This is a genomic window from Paenibacillus sp. JT22N12 (assembly GCF_056269365.1).
In genome coordinates this window covers 95,244-109,623 of the sequence record NZ_JBWDNU010000009.1, presented here as the reverse complement: position 1 = coordinate 109,623, position 14,380 = coordinate 95,244, and the positions used below count along the sequence as shown (strand labels likewise).

Sequence of the window (14,380 nt, the reverse complement as noted above, 5' to 3'; positions counted from 1 at the left end):
ACCGGCAGATGAAGGAGGACACTACACGGGTAGGATCAACAGACGCTGCGCTTGAAAAGGCAATGGAATGGTTAGATTGATAGTTTTAAAGATTCAAGGGCTGTCCTGTGGCAGCCCTTGATTCCGTTTTACAGACAGATAAGCGCATTTGCCGGAATACGAACAGGAACCTTCACAAACTATCATTGATATTTATTGCCATATTCGCTACAATACACCTTGTATACTAGTACGATCAGTTGATGTTATTATTCATTTTTTTATCTAATTGGAGGTGCAAGCTATGATTCGAGTGGCTGTTATCGGTACGGGAGGTATTTCGGAAGCGCATTTGAAAGCGTATACCTCTCTTGGGGACCGCTGCAAAGTGGTGGCTTTATGCGATATTTCTCCGGAAAAGGCTGAAGCGCTGAAGCAAAAATACAATCTGGATTGCGAGATTTTTACCAATACGGAAGAAGTTGCGTCCCACAATGAGGTGGATTTGGTATCGGTCTGCACGCCTCCCTACATGCATGCTGAGCTTGCGATTGCCTGCTTGAATGGAGGTAAGCATGTATTGGTGGAAAAGCCGATGGCCTCCTCGCTTGAGGAATGCGACCGGATGCTGGAGGCGGCTGAGCGCTCTCAGCGGATTCTTTCCGTTGTGAGCCAGAACCGGTTCTATAATCCCATCATGAAATTGAAGCATGTGCTGGATTCCGGTCTCCTGGGCAAGGTCGTCCATGCGCAGGCGGATTCGTTCTGGTGGCGCGGTCATGTTTATTATGATTTATGGTGGAGAGGGACATGGGAGAAGGAAGGCGGCGGCTGCACGCTGAATCATGCCGTGCATCATATCGATATGCTGCAGTGGCTGATGGGCATGCCGGACCGGCTCCAGGCTGTTACGAGCAATACTTCGCACGATAATGCGGAAGTGGAGGACTTGTCGATTGCCGTCTTGTCCTACGGAAACGGAGCGCTCGCCCAGATTACAAGCTCGGTCGTTCATCACGGCGAAGAGCAGCAGATGGTGTTTCAGACGGAGAAGGCCAAGGTATCCGCTCCCTGGGACGTATATGCTTCGGTATCCCGAAGCAATGGTTTCCCCGAAAGGGACCCCGGGATGGAGCAGCGGATTGAGGAGATTTATCGTGAATATCCCGAAATCCCCTATACCGGGCATACAGGCCAAATCGACGATGTGCTGAAGGCTATCGAGAATCAGTCGTTAACTGTTCTTGCCGACGGGCATGAAGGGCGCAAAACGCTGGAGCTGATTACCGCAATTTACGAGGCAGCCCTGACCGGGCGGCAGGTCCAGCTGCCGCTGCAGCCGGACAGCTTGTTTTATACCCGGGAAGGCATTCTGGCGAACGCGCCTCATTTCTATGAAAAGAAAAATTCAGTGGCGGGATTCACGAATAACGAGATTACGCTTGGCGGCAATTATCAGGTCAAATAGCACTTATCATTCTGGGAATGAGAAAGGTTGGCGGCTATGTTATCGGTGGACAAAGCGGCAGTAATAGGAGGCATTGGCAGGGGCATCTGGGCTGCCAACGCTGTGTTTCCGGGATCCTCAGAGCCCGATTATGTCTCAGGAATTATTTTGAAAGCGAAAGGGGGATGGCTTGCTAATGGCTATGTATAAGCAATCTGGAGCCGCCACCTTCGGCATTATCGGCGGAGCCGGCTTCCGGGCGCAGTATTACCTGAGGATCGCGCAGGCGCTTCCCGACCGGTTCCACGTTGGCGGCCTGGTGGTGCGGGATGCGGACAAGGGCAAGGCGATGGAGAAGCAGTGGAATATTCCTTCGTATCGTACGCTGGAGGAGATGCTGCAGGCGCAGCGGCTGGATTTTGTCGTCGTATCTGTGGGCTGGGCAGCCTGCTTCGATTATTTGTTTCAGCTGGCGGAGCGGGGAGTTCCGGCACTCGCGGAAACGCCTCCGGCTCCCGATCTGGACGGCCTGATCATGCTGCACGACAGGCTTACCCGCCAGGGCGCACGGATTCAGGTGGCTGAGCAGTATCAATATCATCCGCTGCAGATGGCGCGTTTGGCCGTTATAGAAGCGGGGCGGCTGGGGAGAGTGACGGAAACAACGGTATCGGTCTCTCATCTGTATCATGCCGTCAGCCTGATCCGCAAAATGCTGGGCATCCGCTTCGAAGATGCGACGATCAAGGGAATGAGGTTCGAGTCCAGCTGGCTTGCGGGACCGACCCGAAGCGGTCCTCCTGCTGAAGAACGGATGATCCCTATGCAGCGGGATTTGGCGTGGCTGAATTTCGGCGAGAAGCTGGGCATCTATGATTTTACAAAGGACCAGCATCGCTCGTGGACCCGTTCCAACCACCTGTCTGTAAGAGGCGAGCGCGGTGAGATCTTCGACAGCCGCCTGACGGCGCTGGCCGACTTCTCCACGCCGCTCCATCTGGATTTCAAACGCATCAACAAGGGCGAGGTTGAAAATCAGGAGGGGTATTTCCTGCAGGGAATTATGGCGGGAGAACAGTGGGCGTACGAGAATCCTTTCGCGCCTGCAAGACTATATGACGACGAGATCGGGATCGCAGCCTGTCTGGCGCAGATGTCCGATTACGCCGCAGGCGGTGCAGAATTCTACGGGCTTCCCGAAGCGTCGCAGGATCATTATCTCGGCATGCTGCTGGAGCAGGCGGTATTGACCGGCGAAACGGTAACGTCAACCAGACAGCCCTGGGCCGAAGAAGTCTGAAGAAGGCATTAACAGGGACGAATGCGGCGGGTGGTGACAACAAGGCAAGAAGGATCGCGGTCCGTTGGCAGGAATCCGGCATCGGACAAGGGCGGTGCCGCCGCTTTCGTATAGGATAGGTGCATTAGCAGATTTTCCGGAGGAGTAGATGGGATGAAAGCAAGTATGGAAGCTTCGCGTTATGAAAAGGGATCTATGCGGGACTATGTGCACGATACGCTGAAAAAAAACATCATGGAGCTTAAGCTGGAGCCGGGGCGTTTTATCTCGGAGAAGGAAGTCGTTGAGGCCCTTCAGGTCAGCCGTACCCCGGTTCGCGAAGCTTTCGTCAAGCTGTCCCAGGAGGAATTAATCGAGACCATTCCCCAGAAAGGGTCGTTCATCTCCCTGATTGATATGAAGCAGGTCGAAGAATCCCGTTTCATCCGGGAGAAGCTGGAGATGGCGATCGTCCGCCAGGCGTGTGAAATGCTGAGTGCCGAGCAGCTTCTGAGCCTGCAAAATCTAGTCGGCCTGCAGAAGCTTTGCGCCAGCGAGAATAACTATGAGCGGCTGTTTGAGCTTGATGAAGAATTTCATAAGCTGATCATAATCGGCTGCGGGAAAACGCGCACATGGACGCTGCTTCAGCAGCTCAATACGCATTATAACCGTATCAGGCTGCTTCGGTTAGCGGTCAATTATGACTGGGCTAATATCATCGTACAGCATGAGGAGATCATAGAAGCCATACGCGGCAATAATCCGGATCTGGCGGAGCAAACGATGCTGGTGCATTTAAGCCAGGTGAATTTTGAAAAAGAGGAATTAAAGGAAAAATATCCGTCCTACTTCAAATAATAGATATGCAGGGAGAGATGAGGTTTTGACGCAGGAAACAGCTGAAAACGGTTATGCGTGTTGGCTCGGTTATGCGGGAATTGCCGATGAAGCGCTTAGGAGCCAATACGAATCCTGGTGCTCTGAAATTGTGGCAGCCGCGGCAAAGACGGACATCCTGCAGACTGCAGCAGGGGAGCTGTCCGAGGGTATTGCTTCCTTGCTCGGAGTGCGGCCTGTGCAGACAGAATCGGCGCAGCGGAAGCGGTATATCCGGCTGGAAACGTTTGGCCGTCCAGGGGATGCCGGCGGCGTTATCGGCCCGGCTCATGCAGCCGGCTTGTCGGATGAAGGGTATGTGATCCGCACGGAAGAGGATGCCGGCAGCCAATATATCGTACTGGCAGGGAAAACGGATAAAGGCGTGCTCTATGCCGTCTTTCATCTGCTTCGTCTGATGCAGGACGGGGCGAGTCTGGAGGGGTTGTCCATTGCGGAAAACCCGAAAAACGGGCTGCGGATGATCGATCATTGGGATAATATGGATGGCAGCATTGAACGGGGGTATGCGGGAAAATCAATCTTTTACCGGGACAGCGATATCGCAGCTGATATGGCCCGTATCCGCGATTATGCCCGGCTGCTTGCCTCGGTCGGCCTCAATGCGGTTTCGATCAACAATGTCAATGTCCACCGCGTCGAGACCCTGCTTATTACGGAAGCGTTTCTGCCGAAAGTGGCGCAGATCGCAGGAGTATTCCGCACCTATGGCATCAAGCTGTTTCTCAGCATCAACTACGCTAGTCCGATCCAGATCGGCGGCCTCACGACGGCAGACCCGGTCGATCCGGATGTGAAGCGCTGGTGGGCGGAGAAGGCGGCGGAGATTTACCGGTATGTTCCGGATTTTGGAGGATTTCTGGTCAAAGCCGATTCCGAATTCCGTCCTGGTCCGTTCACCTACGGGCGCGATCATGTGGACGGAGCGAATGTGCTGGCGGAAGCGCTGGAGCCGCATGGCGGTCTTGTCATCTGGCGCTGCTTCGTGTACAACTGCCTTCAGGACTGGCGTGACCGCAGCACCGACAGAGCCAAAGCGGCTTACGACCATTTCAAACCGCTGGACGGCAAGTTCCTGGATAATGTAATTTTGCAAATCAAGAACGGCCCGATGGATTTTCAGGTCCGCGAGCCGGTGTCGCCGCTCTTCGGCGCCCTGCCGCATACCAACCAGGTGCTGGAGCTGCAAATCACGCAGGAATATACGGGGCAGCAAAAGCATCTGTGCTACCTGGTTCCCCAGTGGAAGGAAGTTCTCGACTTTGATACTTATGCCAAAGGCGAAGGCTCAACCATTGCAGAGCTTGCAAGCGGCAGCCTGTTCGACAGACCGCTTGGCGGGATGGCAGCCGTATCCAATATTGGCGACGACGCCAACTGGACCGGCCATACTTTGGCGCAGGCCAATCTGTACGGCTTCGGCCGGCTTGCCTGGAACCCGGCATTATCATCCGATCAGATTACACGGGAATGGATCATCCAGACCTTCGGCAGCGATCCTTCCGCCCTGGATACCATATCCCGCATGCTGCTTGACTCATGGGGCATTTATGAGAATTATACAGCGCCGCTCGGCGTAGGCTGGATGGTGAATACGGGCCATCACTACGGTCCTGATGTGGATGGTTATGAATATTCCAAGTGGGGGACGTACCATTTTGCGGATAACTTGGGAATCGGAGTGGATCGGACCTTAAGTACGGGCACGGGTTATACCGCCCAGTACCATCCGCCTCATGCGGAACAATACGAATCTCTTGAGGATTGTCCCGATGAGCTGCTGTTGTTCTTCCATCACGTTCCCTACACGCACAAGCTCAAATCCGGTAAAACCGTGATCCAGCATATTTACGACACACATTTCGAGGGTGTGGAGCAAGCTGAGGGACTCGTGAATGCGTGGGCAACGCTCGAAAACAAAGTGGACAGCGGCCGTTACACGCAGGTGCTGGCACGGTTGACCGACCAAGCTGAGCATGCCAAGGAGTGGCGCGATATTATCAATACGTACTTCCTCCGCAAGTCAGGAATTCCAGACTCAAATAACCGCAAAATCTATTAAAACAAAAAGGCCGGGCATCCAGATGCCCGGTCTTTTTGCTATAAGCCTTTTTGAGAGATTAACTAAAGCTCTCAAGAAACGAAAAAGATTTACGCTGGAAGCGCCAAAATCGCATCTCTGTCCCGTCAACATTACGCTGGAATCAGCAATAATCGTATCTCTGCCCCGTCAACATTGCGCTGGAAGCGCCAAAATCGCATCTCTGCTGGAATCAGCAATAAACGCATCTCTGCCCCGCCAACGTTAGTAAGGGACGAAGTCCACCAGGCATCATGCGAGCGCGCAAGGAAGTGTGTCCCGCAAGGGACGTAAACGCTCCTACATCAAAAGCCACAAAACCCCGTTCCTCTGCCTCTCCAACGTTATTCACCCGGGAGTCCAGAGGGCCGGCGCTCTCTGGGGTCCCCCTCAGGGGGATTTAGGGGGAAGTACGCGAGCGGCGCAAGGAAGTGTGTCCCGCAAGGGACGTAAACGCTCCTACATCAAAAGCCACAAAACCCCGTTCCTCTGCCTCGCCAACGTTATTCACCCGGGAGTCCAGAGGGCCGGCGCCTTCTGGGGTCCCCCTCAGGGGGATTTAGGGGGAAGTAGTCCTCAGGGGGATTTAGGGGGAAATGTAAGCACCCTCTGAAAGCTAACAACACCCGCCCTCGGAACGCTAACCTCATGCAGCCCTTTATGCAGATCAAGCTCATAGGATTGGACGATCTGGCCGCGACAATCTCTGGTCACCGCATGGTAAAGCACATGGTCAAGACCGCTTCTGACCGCAAGCCGGTCATGATAGGTTCCGTTCACAATAATCAGCCGATCCCATTCGTCATTGACCTCGACCACCATATCGGCGTATACGGCAGTGATCTGACGGCTGCGATCCCGCGCGCTGATAAGCGGATACATGAGCTCGGGCCCTTGGGGCAGCAGCTCGCCCTTCAACAGCAGATCGCGGTGCTCCTTGCAGAATGACAGCCAGAACCGGAGCATATCCAGATGACCGGGTCCGATTTCATCCAGACGGACGGATATTTGCGGAACCGAGAACAGCACGTTGATCAGCTGCATGGCCGCGCTTGCGACGGGTTCATTGGCATGGAACATAATCATATCGGAATGAACGGCCGTATTTCCCGACAACAAGCGGATATCCATTGTGCGGATACGGTTCTGGATCGAATCATTCGGGCAGTCGTTGGCCCGGAGCATGTTGCCGTATTTTCGCATCAGCGGGCCAATGTAGGTCTGCCGGAATTCGATCAAAATGTCGGGTTTGATCTCTTTCAGCCTGGCCATGACATCCGTGAGCAGCCTGTCCACCGCTTCCGGAACCGAATGATAGTCGCGGCCGTTCCCAAGCTCATCCTTCATATCCGGATTTAATTGAAAGCTGTCGACAAAATCGAGCTTCAAGCCGTCGATATTCCATTCCTTCACAGCCTGTTCATAGATATTGATCAGATATTCCCGGACCTCGGGAAAACGCGGATCCAGCACGCTGGCATTCAGCTTTTCATTAATCCCCAGATATTTTCCCTCAAAACGGCTCCACGTCCTGCTGTTTATCCCAACGAACGGCACCGAATACCACAGCATATAGTTCATGCCTTGTCCGTGAACGGCATCGACATGCTTCCTCATGTCCGGAATTTTCTCCGCACAAACCTCCCAATCGCCGGTATAGGCATAGCCGCGGTTATTATCGTCCGTTTGCCAGCCATCATCCACGATAATACTCTCACAGCCAATCGATCGGGCAAGCTCGGATTGACGTTCCAATTCGGAAGCGCTCAGCTCCTGATGGAAGGAATACCAGGTGGAGTACATAGGCTGCAGAGCGGCCTCGGGCACATCCGCGGGCAGGAATTCAGGGAAAGTCTCCCACCATTTCGATACATCGCGCAGCGTTACATAGTAAGGCAAATCTCTCCGGTCTATCCGAAGCACAGCTTCATAATGGTCGATCTCCGGCATAGGTTCTTCAAATAAAGTAATCGAACATAGGAAAGTGGCATCCTCTTCATGAATGCCCGCTTTGATGGCCAGATGGTTGAGCGCATCAGAGAAAGCAAAGGTCAGCCTGCTCCTGCCTTCCAGGTTATACAGACAGGCAGCCGGGGCAAGCGAAGTGTTTTTGGACTGAAATCCCTCACCCCAGTCCACCTGGAACGCTTTATTGCGATCAGTGCCCGGATGCCACAACGAGTGAATATCGATGGCTGGATGGGACCAGCGGATATGATGGATGGGGGGAACCTGCTTCCGGCCGGCAGTCAGCCGGATATGAATCTCGAACACATCTTCTTCTATGGTTTTAACCTCTACAAAGCTTTTGAACGAGCTGATTTCGCTGCTGACGGTTACGACAGGATCATGCTTGTTGATTAAAGATTTCATAATTCCTCCTACTTGTGGGTAAAATCATTCCTGTGCGATGGTGCATTATGATTATAATGTTTACGAAACATATAGTAAACAATATTTTTTTTGGTGCATAAACCAGAAAGTTGTTTCAAATATAGCTGTTAAAAATTAAAATGAAAGCGTCGACATGATGGTATTGCCAAATAAACATCCGTTTGTTATAGTGAATTCATTCGATAGTTCGCTAATGTTTAGTAAACAAATAATTAATCGTTGGCAGCTGTTTGCAAGAACATTACAATAAGCATGGGGGGATGTTTCCCAAATACTTTATTGAAAAGGTGATCTGTTTTGGCAACTATTCGTGATATTGCCCGTGAGGCAGGCGTCTCTCCATCTACAGTTTCGCGCGTACTCAGCGGAGATTCGTCATTATCGGTCCTTGAAGAGACCCGGAGAAAAATTATTTCAACCGCAGAACAATTACAATATAAAAGCGTTCAACGCCGTCAAACGACAAAAGCGGCACAGCTGAAGGATTACAAAATCGGATTGGTTACATTCTGTTCGGAGCAGCTTGAATCGGAGGATCCGTATTATCTGTCCATCCGGCTTCATATCGAGAAGGAATTCAATCAGCAGGGACTTCATATCACTAGAACCATCCGGTGGGTCAACCAAGAATCCTATGAGAGCCTGTCGGGACTGGACGGCCTTATCGTGATCGGGAAATTCGAGTTTGATCCTTACAACCTGTTCTTCAGCCGGATTCAAAACGTGGTTTTCGTCGACTATTCTCCGGATGAGAACCGCTTTGATTCTGTCATCGTTGATTTCGAGAAAGTGACGACGACGGCGTTGGATCATTTGATCGGACTCGGGTACACCAAAATCGGCTTGATCAGCTCCAGGGATTTCATTAACCGTTTTGGCTCGAACACGGGCTTCGAATCGGTTGATCAACGGCAGAGCGGGTTCGAAAGCTATATGAAGCAAAAGAAATTATACATGCCCGAACACGTCCATATCGGACATAACTTCTCGATGTCCACCGGCTATCAGTTGATGAAGCAGGCGATAGAGAAGAAGAATTTGCCGCAGGCTTTTCTGATGGGGTCGGATCCTATGGCGATAGCGGCCAGCAGGGCGCTTAAGGAAGCGGGACTGAGGGTGCCTCAGGATATTGCCATTGTCGGCATTGACGATATTGAAATGGCCTCCTACTCGAATCCGCCTCTCACCACGGTCAAAATCTACACCGAACAAATGGGACAGACGGCTGTCAGAATGCTGTTGGAGCGTATCGGAGGAAGGGAAGTGCCGCTTAAGGTCGTGCTGCCGGCAAGACTGATCGTCAGAAGCAGCTGCGGGGCAAACAGAAGCCAATTTTCAGAAACGGTCGGTTAAGGCATTGGCAAAGGGCACCAATGATTCATGCAAGCAACCGGAGATATTATCATTACTAGGGGGAAATACAGATGAAAAAAGGGTTCGCCATCGTTTTGGCACTATGTATCGTAATCAGCTTATCCGCTTGTGGAAGCGGTAACGGAAACAACACCGCAAACGGCAATGCTCCGGCAGGAGAAAATACCGGCAATACCCCATCGGACGCCAATGCGGGAGGCGCCAAGGGCAGTATCACCTTCGCTTTCTGGGGGGCGCAGTCCGAAGCCGATGCCATCAATAATGTCGTCAGCAATTTCGAAGAGAAGAACCCCGACATTAAGGTCGAGAAGCAGTGGATTCAGCGGGATTATCTCACCAAGCTGCAAACGATGATTGCCGGAGGAACGGCGCCTGACGTCATTCTGATCTCCGGTGGCGACCTGCCGGGATTCGCAAACGCTTTCCAGGAAATGCAGGTGGATACTTCCGTATTCAGTTCTCCTTCCCTCGTGGAGTCCATGACTTACGAAGGCAAGGTCTATGCAGCTCCGTTCATTATCAAGCCCAAAGTAATGGCGGTTAATGTGGATCTTTTTGAGAAGAACAACATTCCGCTGCCAAGCAAGACAGAGCCCATGACGACGGAGCAGTTCGAAGAGATTTCCCAGAAATTAACCTCCGGCGATGGAAAAGCCAAGATATTCGGTTCCGAACCGTTAGGACTGGGGAACTGGATCTATTCGTTCGGCGGCAGCTATTACAATGAGGATAATACCAAATCGACGATTGATTCGCCGGAATCGATTGCGGCGGCGGAATACATCGTTCATACGAAACAATCCGGTACTGTGCCTAATAACACTGAGAAACAGGGACAAGACATGATGAACTGGTTCCTGGGAGGAAGAATCGGTATGTATACCGATTTTGGCCCTTGGTTCTTGCCCCAGATGGCCGGAGTTGAAGGATTCAATTGGGACATATTTCCAATTCCAGGTGATGGAGGAGCCAAAGAAGTTAACGGACTGGCTATTGGCAAGACCAGCAAAAACACCGAAGCGGCCCAGATCTTCGTCAACTATTTGACGCAGAACGAGGCAGCGCAGAAGATTATCGGGGGCAACAAGGACGCATACGGGATTCCGGTCATTGCAAGCGCAAAGGATTCCTTCAAATCGATCTATCCGGATAAAAATCTGAATGCCTTCATACTGGCGGCAGAGAAGCAGCACAATCAGGAAGCACAGAAACGTACAAGCGAAATCAATAATGAAATGAAAATGATCGACGACCTGACGCCTATCGGAATCGGCAAGCAGGATGTGAAGGAAGTATTCCCGAAACTGGCTGAGAATATAAACAAGATTTTACAACAAAACTAGCGGGAGCAGGCTATGAATGGAATAATCGAACGGATTTACAACTTCTATGAAACATTGGGGCTGCCGGCAGCTTTGCTGCCGCTTCTCCCTTTTCTTACGATTATTGCGGTTTTGTACGCCGTGATCATTATTATCGCCAGAATTCTGGTCAGGAAAAAAGTCATCCATAATAAAACAGCGAGCTTCTATTTGTTTGTCTCGATTTGGATTATCGGATTTTTGCTGTTTACATTAGGCCCTATGATATTCTCGTTCTATATCAGCTTCACCAAATGGGAAGTCGTCAGCTCGCCCCAGTGGACCGGCCTTGACAACTACCGAATGCTGTTTAAAGACACGATGTTCTACAAGGCGCTGAGCGTTACGTTTTACTACACGCTGGTAAGCGTACCTCTTCAGGTAGCGTTATCCTTTGCCATTGCCATGCTGATGAATTTGAAGCTGCGCGGCATTTATCTTTTCCGCACCATCTATTATCTGCCTACCTTGATTCAGGGTGTCGCGCAGATGGTGCTGTTTATCTGGATATTCAATCCGAACGTCGGTTTGATGAACTCCATACTTGGTTTATTCGGCATTACAGGCCCCGGTTGGTTCTCCAGTCCGAATTGGTCAATGCCTGCGGTCATCATCATGAGCCTGTGGACGGTCGGCGGCAACATGATCATCTATTTGGCCGGATTATCGGATATCCCCAAATCCCTGTACGAGCAGGCGGAGATCGACGGCGCCACGACCATGCGTAAGGTATGGCATGTGACGCTGCCGCAAATTTCCCCGATTCTGTTCTTCAACACGGTGACCAGCATGATCGGAGCTTTCCAGACCTTTACGCAGGGCTTCATGATCAGCGGAGGACCGGATAACTCCTTGTTGTTCTATGCCTATTACCTCTATCAGAATGCCTTTATGTGGTTCAAAATGGGTTACGGCTCTGCGCTCGCCTGGGTGCTTTTTGTCATTATTCTGCTGTTTACCGCACTTGTTTTCCGGAGCAGCGCGATATGGGTCTATTACGAGACGGAGCAAAATGGAGGGAGGAAGCGTCGTGTCCGCAGAAAAACGTCATAAATCAGCCGGGAAGCCAATCAAATGGTTAGCGTATCTGGTTCTCATCATTGGCAGTGTTGCCTTCCTGTATCCCTTCGTCTGGATGATTGGCGCATCCTTGCGGAGTCTGGAAGAGATCGCTTCCTCCGGCATGAATGTATGGCCCGAAAGCTGGCGCTGGGATAATTATGCGAAGGCGCTGACGGCTTTTCCATTCGGCCGTTACTTATTCAATACGCTGCTTACGACGGTCTTTCCTATTATCGGAACCGTGCTTTCCTGTTCCATTGTCGGCTATGCCTTCGCACGGCTGAAGGTGAGAGGAAGCGGGATCCTGTTCATTCTGGTCCTGTCCACCATGCTGCTGCCGGGCGAAGTAACCATGATTCCGCAATTTATTTTATTCAAACAGCTTGGCATGCTGGATACGCTGTATCCGTTAATCGTGCCATCATTTTTTGGGTCCGCCTTCTTTATTTTCCTGTTCCGCCAGTTTTATTCCCGGCTGCCTGTCGGCCTGGAGGAAGCGGCCATCATCGACGGGTGCGGCTATTTCAAAATTTGGCGGACGATCTTCCTGCCCCTGTCCAAACCGGCGCTCATCGGCGTAGCTGTTATGGTATTCATGGGGTCCTGGAACAACTTTATGGGGCCGCTTATCTATATCAACAGCGACAAATGGAAGACACTTACCCTCGGTTTGGCAGGATTCCAGGGAACCTATGCCACCGATACGAATTTACTGATGGCTGCGGCGATCGTCATTACGCTGCCGTGCATTATTTTGTTCTTTGCCGCCCAGAAGGCGTTTATGGAAGGACTCACATTTTCAGGATCAAAAGAAAGCTAAAGAGACAGTATTGGAGTGGTGAAATTGACAAACTGGAATCAAATTCAATCCAAAGCTGGTGCTGTTACCTTCCAGTCATCAGATTCGCATCTGAATGACGGATTTAAATGGGCCAGGCAGCAGGCCATGGCATACACCCATTCCGGCGGAGATCCGGTAGGCTTGTGGTATGAGGCGGCTCTGCCGAACAGGCAGGCATTTTGCATGCGCGATGTGGCGCATCACAGCATTGGAGCTGCTGTACTTGGCTTAAATCTGCATACGAAAAACATGTTTATGCGCTTTGCCGAGAATATAGCGGAGTCCCGGGACTGGTGCACCTACTGGGAGATAACCAAGGATAATCTGCCCGCTGAAGTAGATTATGAGAATGACCAGGACTTCTGGTATAATCTTCCTGCCAATTTCGACATTATCGAAGCAAGCTACCGTCAGTATTTGTGGACAGGCGATCAGGATTACCGGAATGATGCCATCATGCTTGATTTTTATCGCTTAACGGTAGAGAACTTTGTTCAGACATGGGACAAAGACGGAGACGGGATATTGGAGTACTATCCCGAGTACGGCCGCAGAGGCCTGGCAACCTACAATGAAGCTGGATTACAGCCTTTGGCCGGCGGCGACATGATCGCCTTGCAGGCTGCCGGGTACCGCGCTTATGCCCGTCTGCTCGAACTTGAAGGCCAGCTTGAGGAATCCGCAGCCTATGCCGGAAAAGCCGGGGAGCTGGAGCAGCGCTATGACCAGGAATGGTGGAATGAAGACAAGGGACGTTTCTTCGGCGCCATGCTGCAGAATCGGACCTTCCTGGAAGCGTATAATGCTGAAGGCAATTTTCTGCCGCTATATTTTGGAGTCATCAAGGACAAGAGCAAATTGGAGAAAGCGCTTGAGGATTTGAAAAGAAACCGTGTGGCAAATGTGGAAGGAAAGACGTATCTCCCTGACATTTTTTACCGGTATGGCTTTAACGAAGAGGCCTTGCAAGAATTGAAGGAGCTGGTTGATCCGTTGTTGGAGCGCAGGGATTATCCTGAAATATCCTACTGCGTGGTCGGTTCCATGGCGAGCGGACTCATGGGAATTTCGGCAGACGGCCAGTCGGCCATTACCACAATGTCCAGGCTGAGCAGTGGGCTAGAATGGGCGGAGATGGGGAGCATTCCTATTCTGAACCGCACCCTTACGGTCCGGCATAACGGCATCGAAGAAACCACTGTCACCCTGCAGGAAGGGGAGCCTCTCCTCTGGAAGGCAGTTTTCCATACAAATTCCGGGACCATCCTGCATAACGGCAGCCCGGTAGAAGCGTCAACAGAACGGTCTGACGGCGGAGACGAGTACCGCTATCTTATGATTCAGGTGGCAGAAGGCGAGACTCACCGGGTCTCGTTGGGGTAAAAACATCCAGCTGATTTCTCCTTCATGATGGAAGAACCCGGTGGTTGAAAAAAACGCAGGGGCCAAGAGAGCTGCAGTAAACAATTGACGCGGACAGTAGATTAATATGAACACGAACAAAGAAGGCAGCCGATTCCCGGCTGCCTTCTTTGTTATGCCCCATAATGCTTGTGCAGCGCGCTTTTCTACCCGTTTCTGTCTCTTTTACGAAAACAGTATCCTGCCGGAAATTTGTATGTTTGCCCGATTATCCTCCTTTTATGAAATGTGTATCTGATCG

At 51.5% G+C, this 14,380-nt stretch carries 10 protein-coding genes; 9 read left to right on the top strand and 1 reads right to left on the bottom strand.

Features of this window, described 5'->3' with window-relative positions:
- Positions 1 to 283 precede the first annotated feature (283 nt).
- The 4 genes from AC0YOA_RS26910 (at position 284) to AC0YOA_RS26895 (ending at position 5,667) form a co-directional block, all read left to right on the top strand.
- Positions 284 to 1,447 (top strand): Gfo/Idh/MocA family protein, encoded by a 1,164-nt coding sequence (locus tag AC0YOA_RS26910; protein WP_475789259.1) that lies wholly within the window; start codon positions 284 to 286, stop codon positions 1,445 to 1,447.
- A 175-nt stretch (positions 1,448 to 1,622) separates the two neighbouring features.
- Positions 1,623 to 2,726 (top strand): Gfo/Idh/MocA family protein, encoded by a 1,104-nt coding sequence (locus AC0YOA_RS26905; protein ID WP_475789258.1) that lies wholly within the window; start codon positions 1,623 to 1,625, stop codon positions 2,724 to 2,726.
- 153 nt (positions 2,727 to 2,879) lie between these two features.
- Positions 2,880 to 3,566, top strand: coding sequence for a GntR family transcriptional regulator (locus AC0YOA_RS26900; RefSeq protein WP_475789257.1), 687 nt, complete (start codon positions 2,880 to 2,882; stop codon positions 3,564 to 3,566).
- A gap of 25 nt (positions 3,567 to 3,591) precedes the next feature.
- Positions 3,592 to 5,667 carry an alpha-glucuronidase family glycosyl hydrolase gene (locus AC0YOA_RS26895; protein ID WP_475789256.1) on the top strand — a complete coding sequence of 692 codons (2,076 nt, stop codon included), beginning with the start codon at positions 3,592 to 3,594 and terminating at the stop codon, positions 5,665 to 5,667.
- Positions 5,668 to 6,261: 594 nt separating this feature from the next.
- On the opposite strand, the gene AC0YOA_RS26890 is transcribed toward AC0YOA_RS26895, so the two are convergent.
- Entirely contained in the window at positions 6,262 to 8,058 is a 1,797-nt protein-coding gene (locus tag AC0YOA_RS26890; protein ID WP_475789255.1) for a glycoside hydrolase family 36 protein, read from the bottom strand.
- A gap of 318 nt (positions 8,059 to 8,376) precedes the next feature.
- On the opposite strand from AC0YOA_RS26890, the gene AC0YOA_RS26885 reads away from it, so the two are divergent.
- From AC0YOA_RS26885 to AC0YOA_RS26865, 5 genes are all read left to right on the top strand, one after another.
- Positions 8,377 to 9,432 carry a LacI family DNA-binding transcriptional regulator gene (locus tag AC0YOA_RS26885; protein ID WP_475789254.1) on the top strand — a complete coding sequence of 352 codons (1,056 nt, stop codon included), beginning with the start codon at positions 8,377 to 8,379 and terminating at the stop codon, positions 9,430 to 9,432.
- Positions 9,433 to 9,503: 71 nt separating this feature from the next.
- Entirely contained in the window at positions 9,504 to 10,796 is a 1,293-nt protein-coding gene (locus AC0YOA_RS26880) for an ABC transporter substrate-binding protein (RefSeq protein WP_475789253.1), read from the top strand.
- Positions 10,797 to 10,808: 12 nt separating this feature from the next.
- Complete coding sequence (locus AC0YOA_RS26875) at positions 10,809 to 11,867, top strand: carbohydrate ABC transporter permease (protein ID WP_210044090.1); 1,059 nt, start codon at positions 10,809 to 10,811, stop codon at positions 11,865 to 11,867.
- The gene (locus tag AC0YOA_RS26870; protein WP_210044091.1) at positions 11,845 to 12,696 is read left to right on the top strand and encodes a carbohydrate ABC transporter permease; all 852 of its coding nucleotides are present in this window, start codon (positions 11,845 to 11,847) and stop codon (positions 12,694 to 12,696) included. The genes AC0YOA_RS26875 and AC0YOA_RS26870 overlap by 23 nt, the downstream gene beginning before the upstream one ends.
- Positions 12,697 to 12,720: 24 nt before the next feature.
- The gene (locus tag AC0YOA_RS26865; protein ID WP_475789252.1) at positions 12,721 to 14,100 is read left to right on the top strand and encodes an MGH1-like glycoside hydrolase domain-containing protein; all 1,380 of its coding nucleotides are present in this window, start codon (positions 12,721 to 12,723) and stop codon (positions 14,098 to 14,100) included.
- Positions 14,101 to 14,380: the final 280 nt, after the last annotated feature.

What these genes read in the sequence shown, in the direction of transcription:
- AC0YOA_RS26910 (WP_475789259.1), top strand. Translation starts at nt 284, where the DNA reads ATGATTCGAGTGGCTGTTATCGGTACGGGAGGTATTTCGGAAGCGCAT.
- AC0YOA_RS26905 (WP_475789258.1), top strand. Translation starts at nt 1,623, where the DNA reads ATGGCTATGTATAAGCAATCTGGAGCCGCCACCTTCGGCATTATCGGC.
- AC0YOA_RS26900 (WP_475789257.1), top strand. Translation starts at nt 2,880, where the DNA reads ATGAAAGCAAGTATGGAAGCTTCGCGTTATGAAAAGGGATCTATGCGG.
- AC0YOA_RS26890 (WP_475789255.1), bottom strand. Translation starts at nt 8,058, where the DNA reads ATGAAATCTTTAATCAACAAGCATGATCCTGTCGTAACCGTCAGCAGC.
- AC0YOA_RS26880 (WP_475789253.1), top strand. Translation starts at nt 9,504, where the DNA reads ATGAAAAAAGGGTTCGCCATCGTTTTGGCACTATGTATCGTAATCAGC.
- AC0YOA_RS26875 (WP_210044090.1), top strand. Translation starts at nt 10,809, where the DNA reads ATGAATGGAATAATCGAACGGATTTACAACTTCTATGAAACATTGGGG.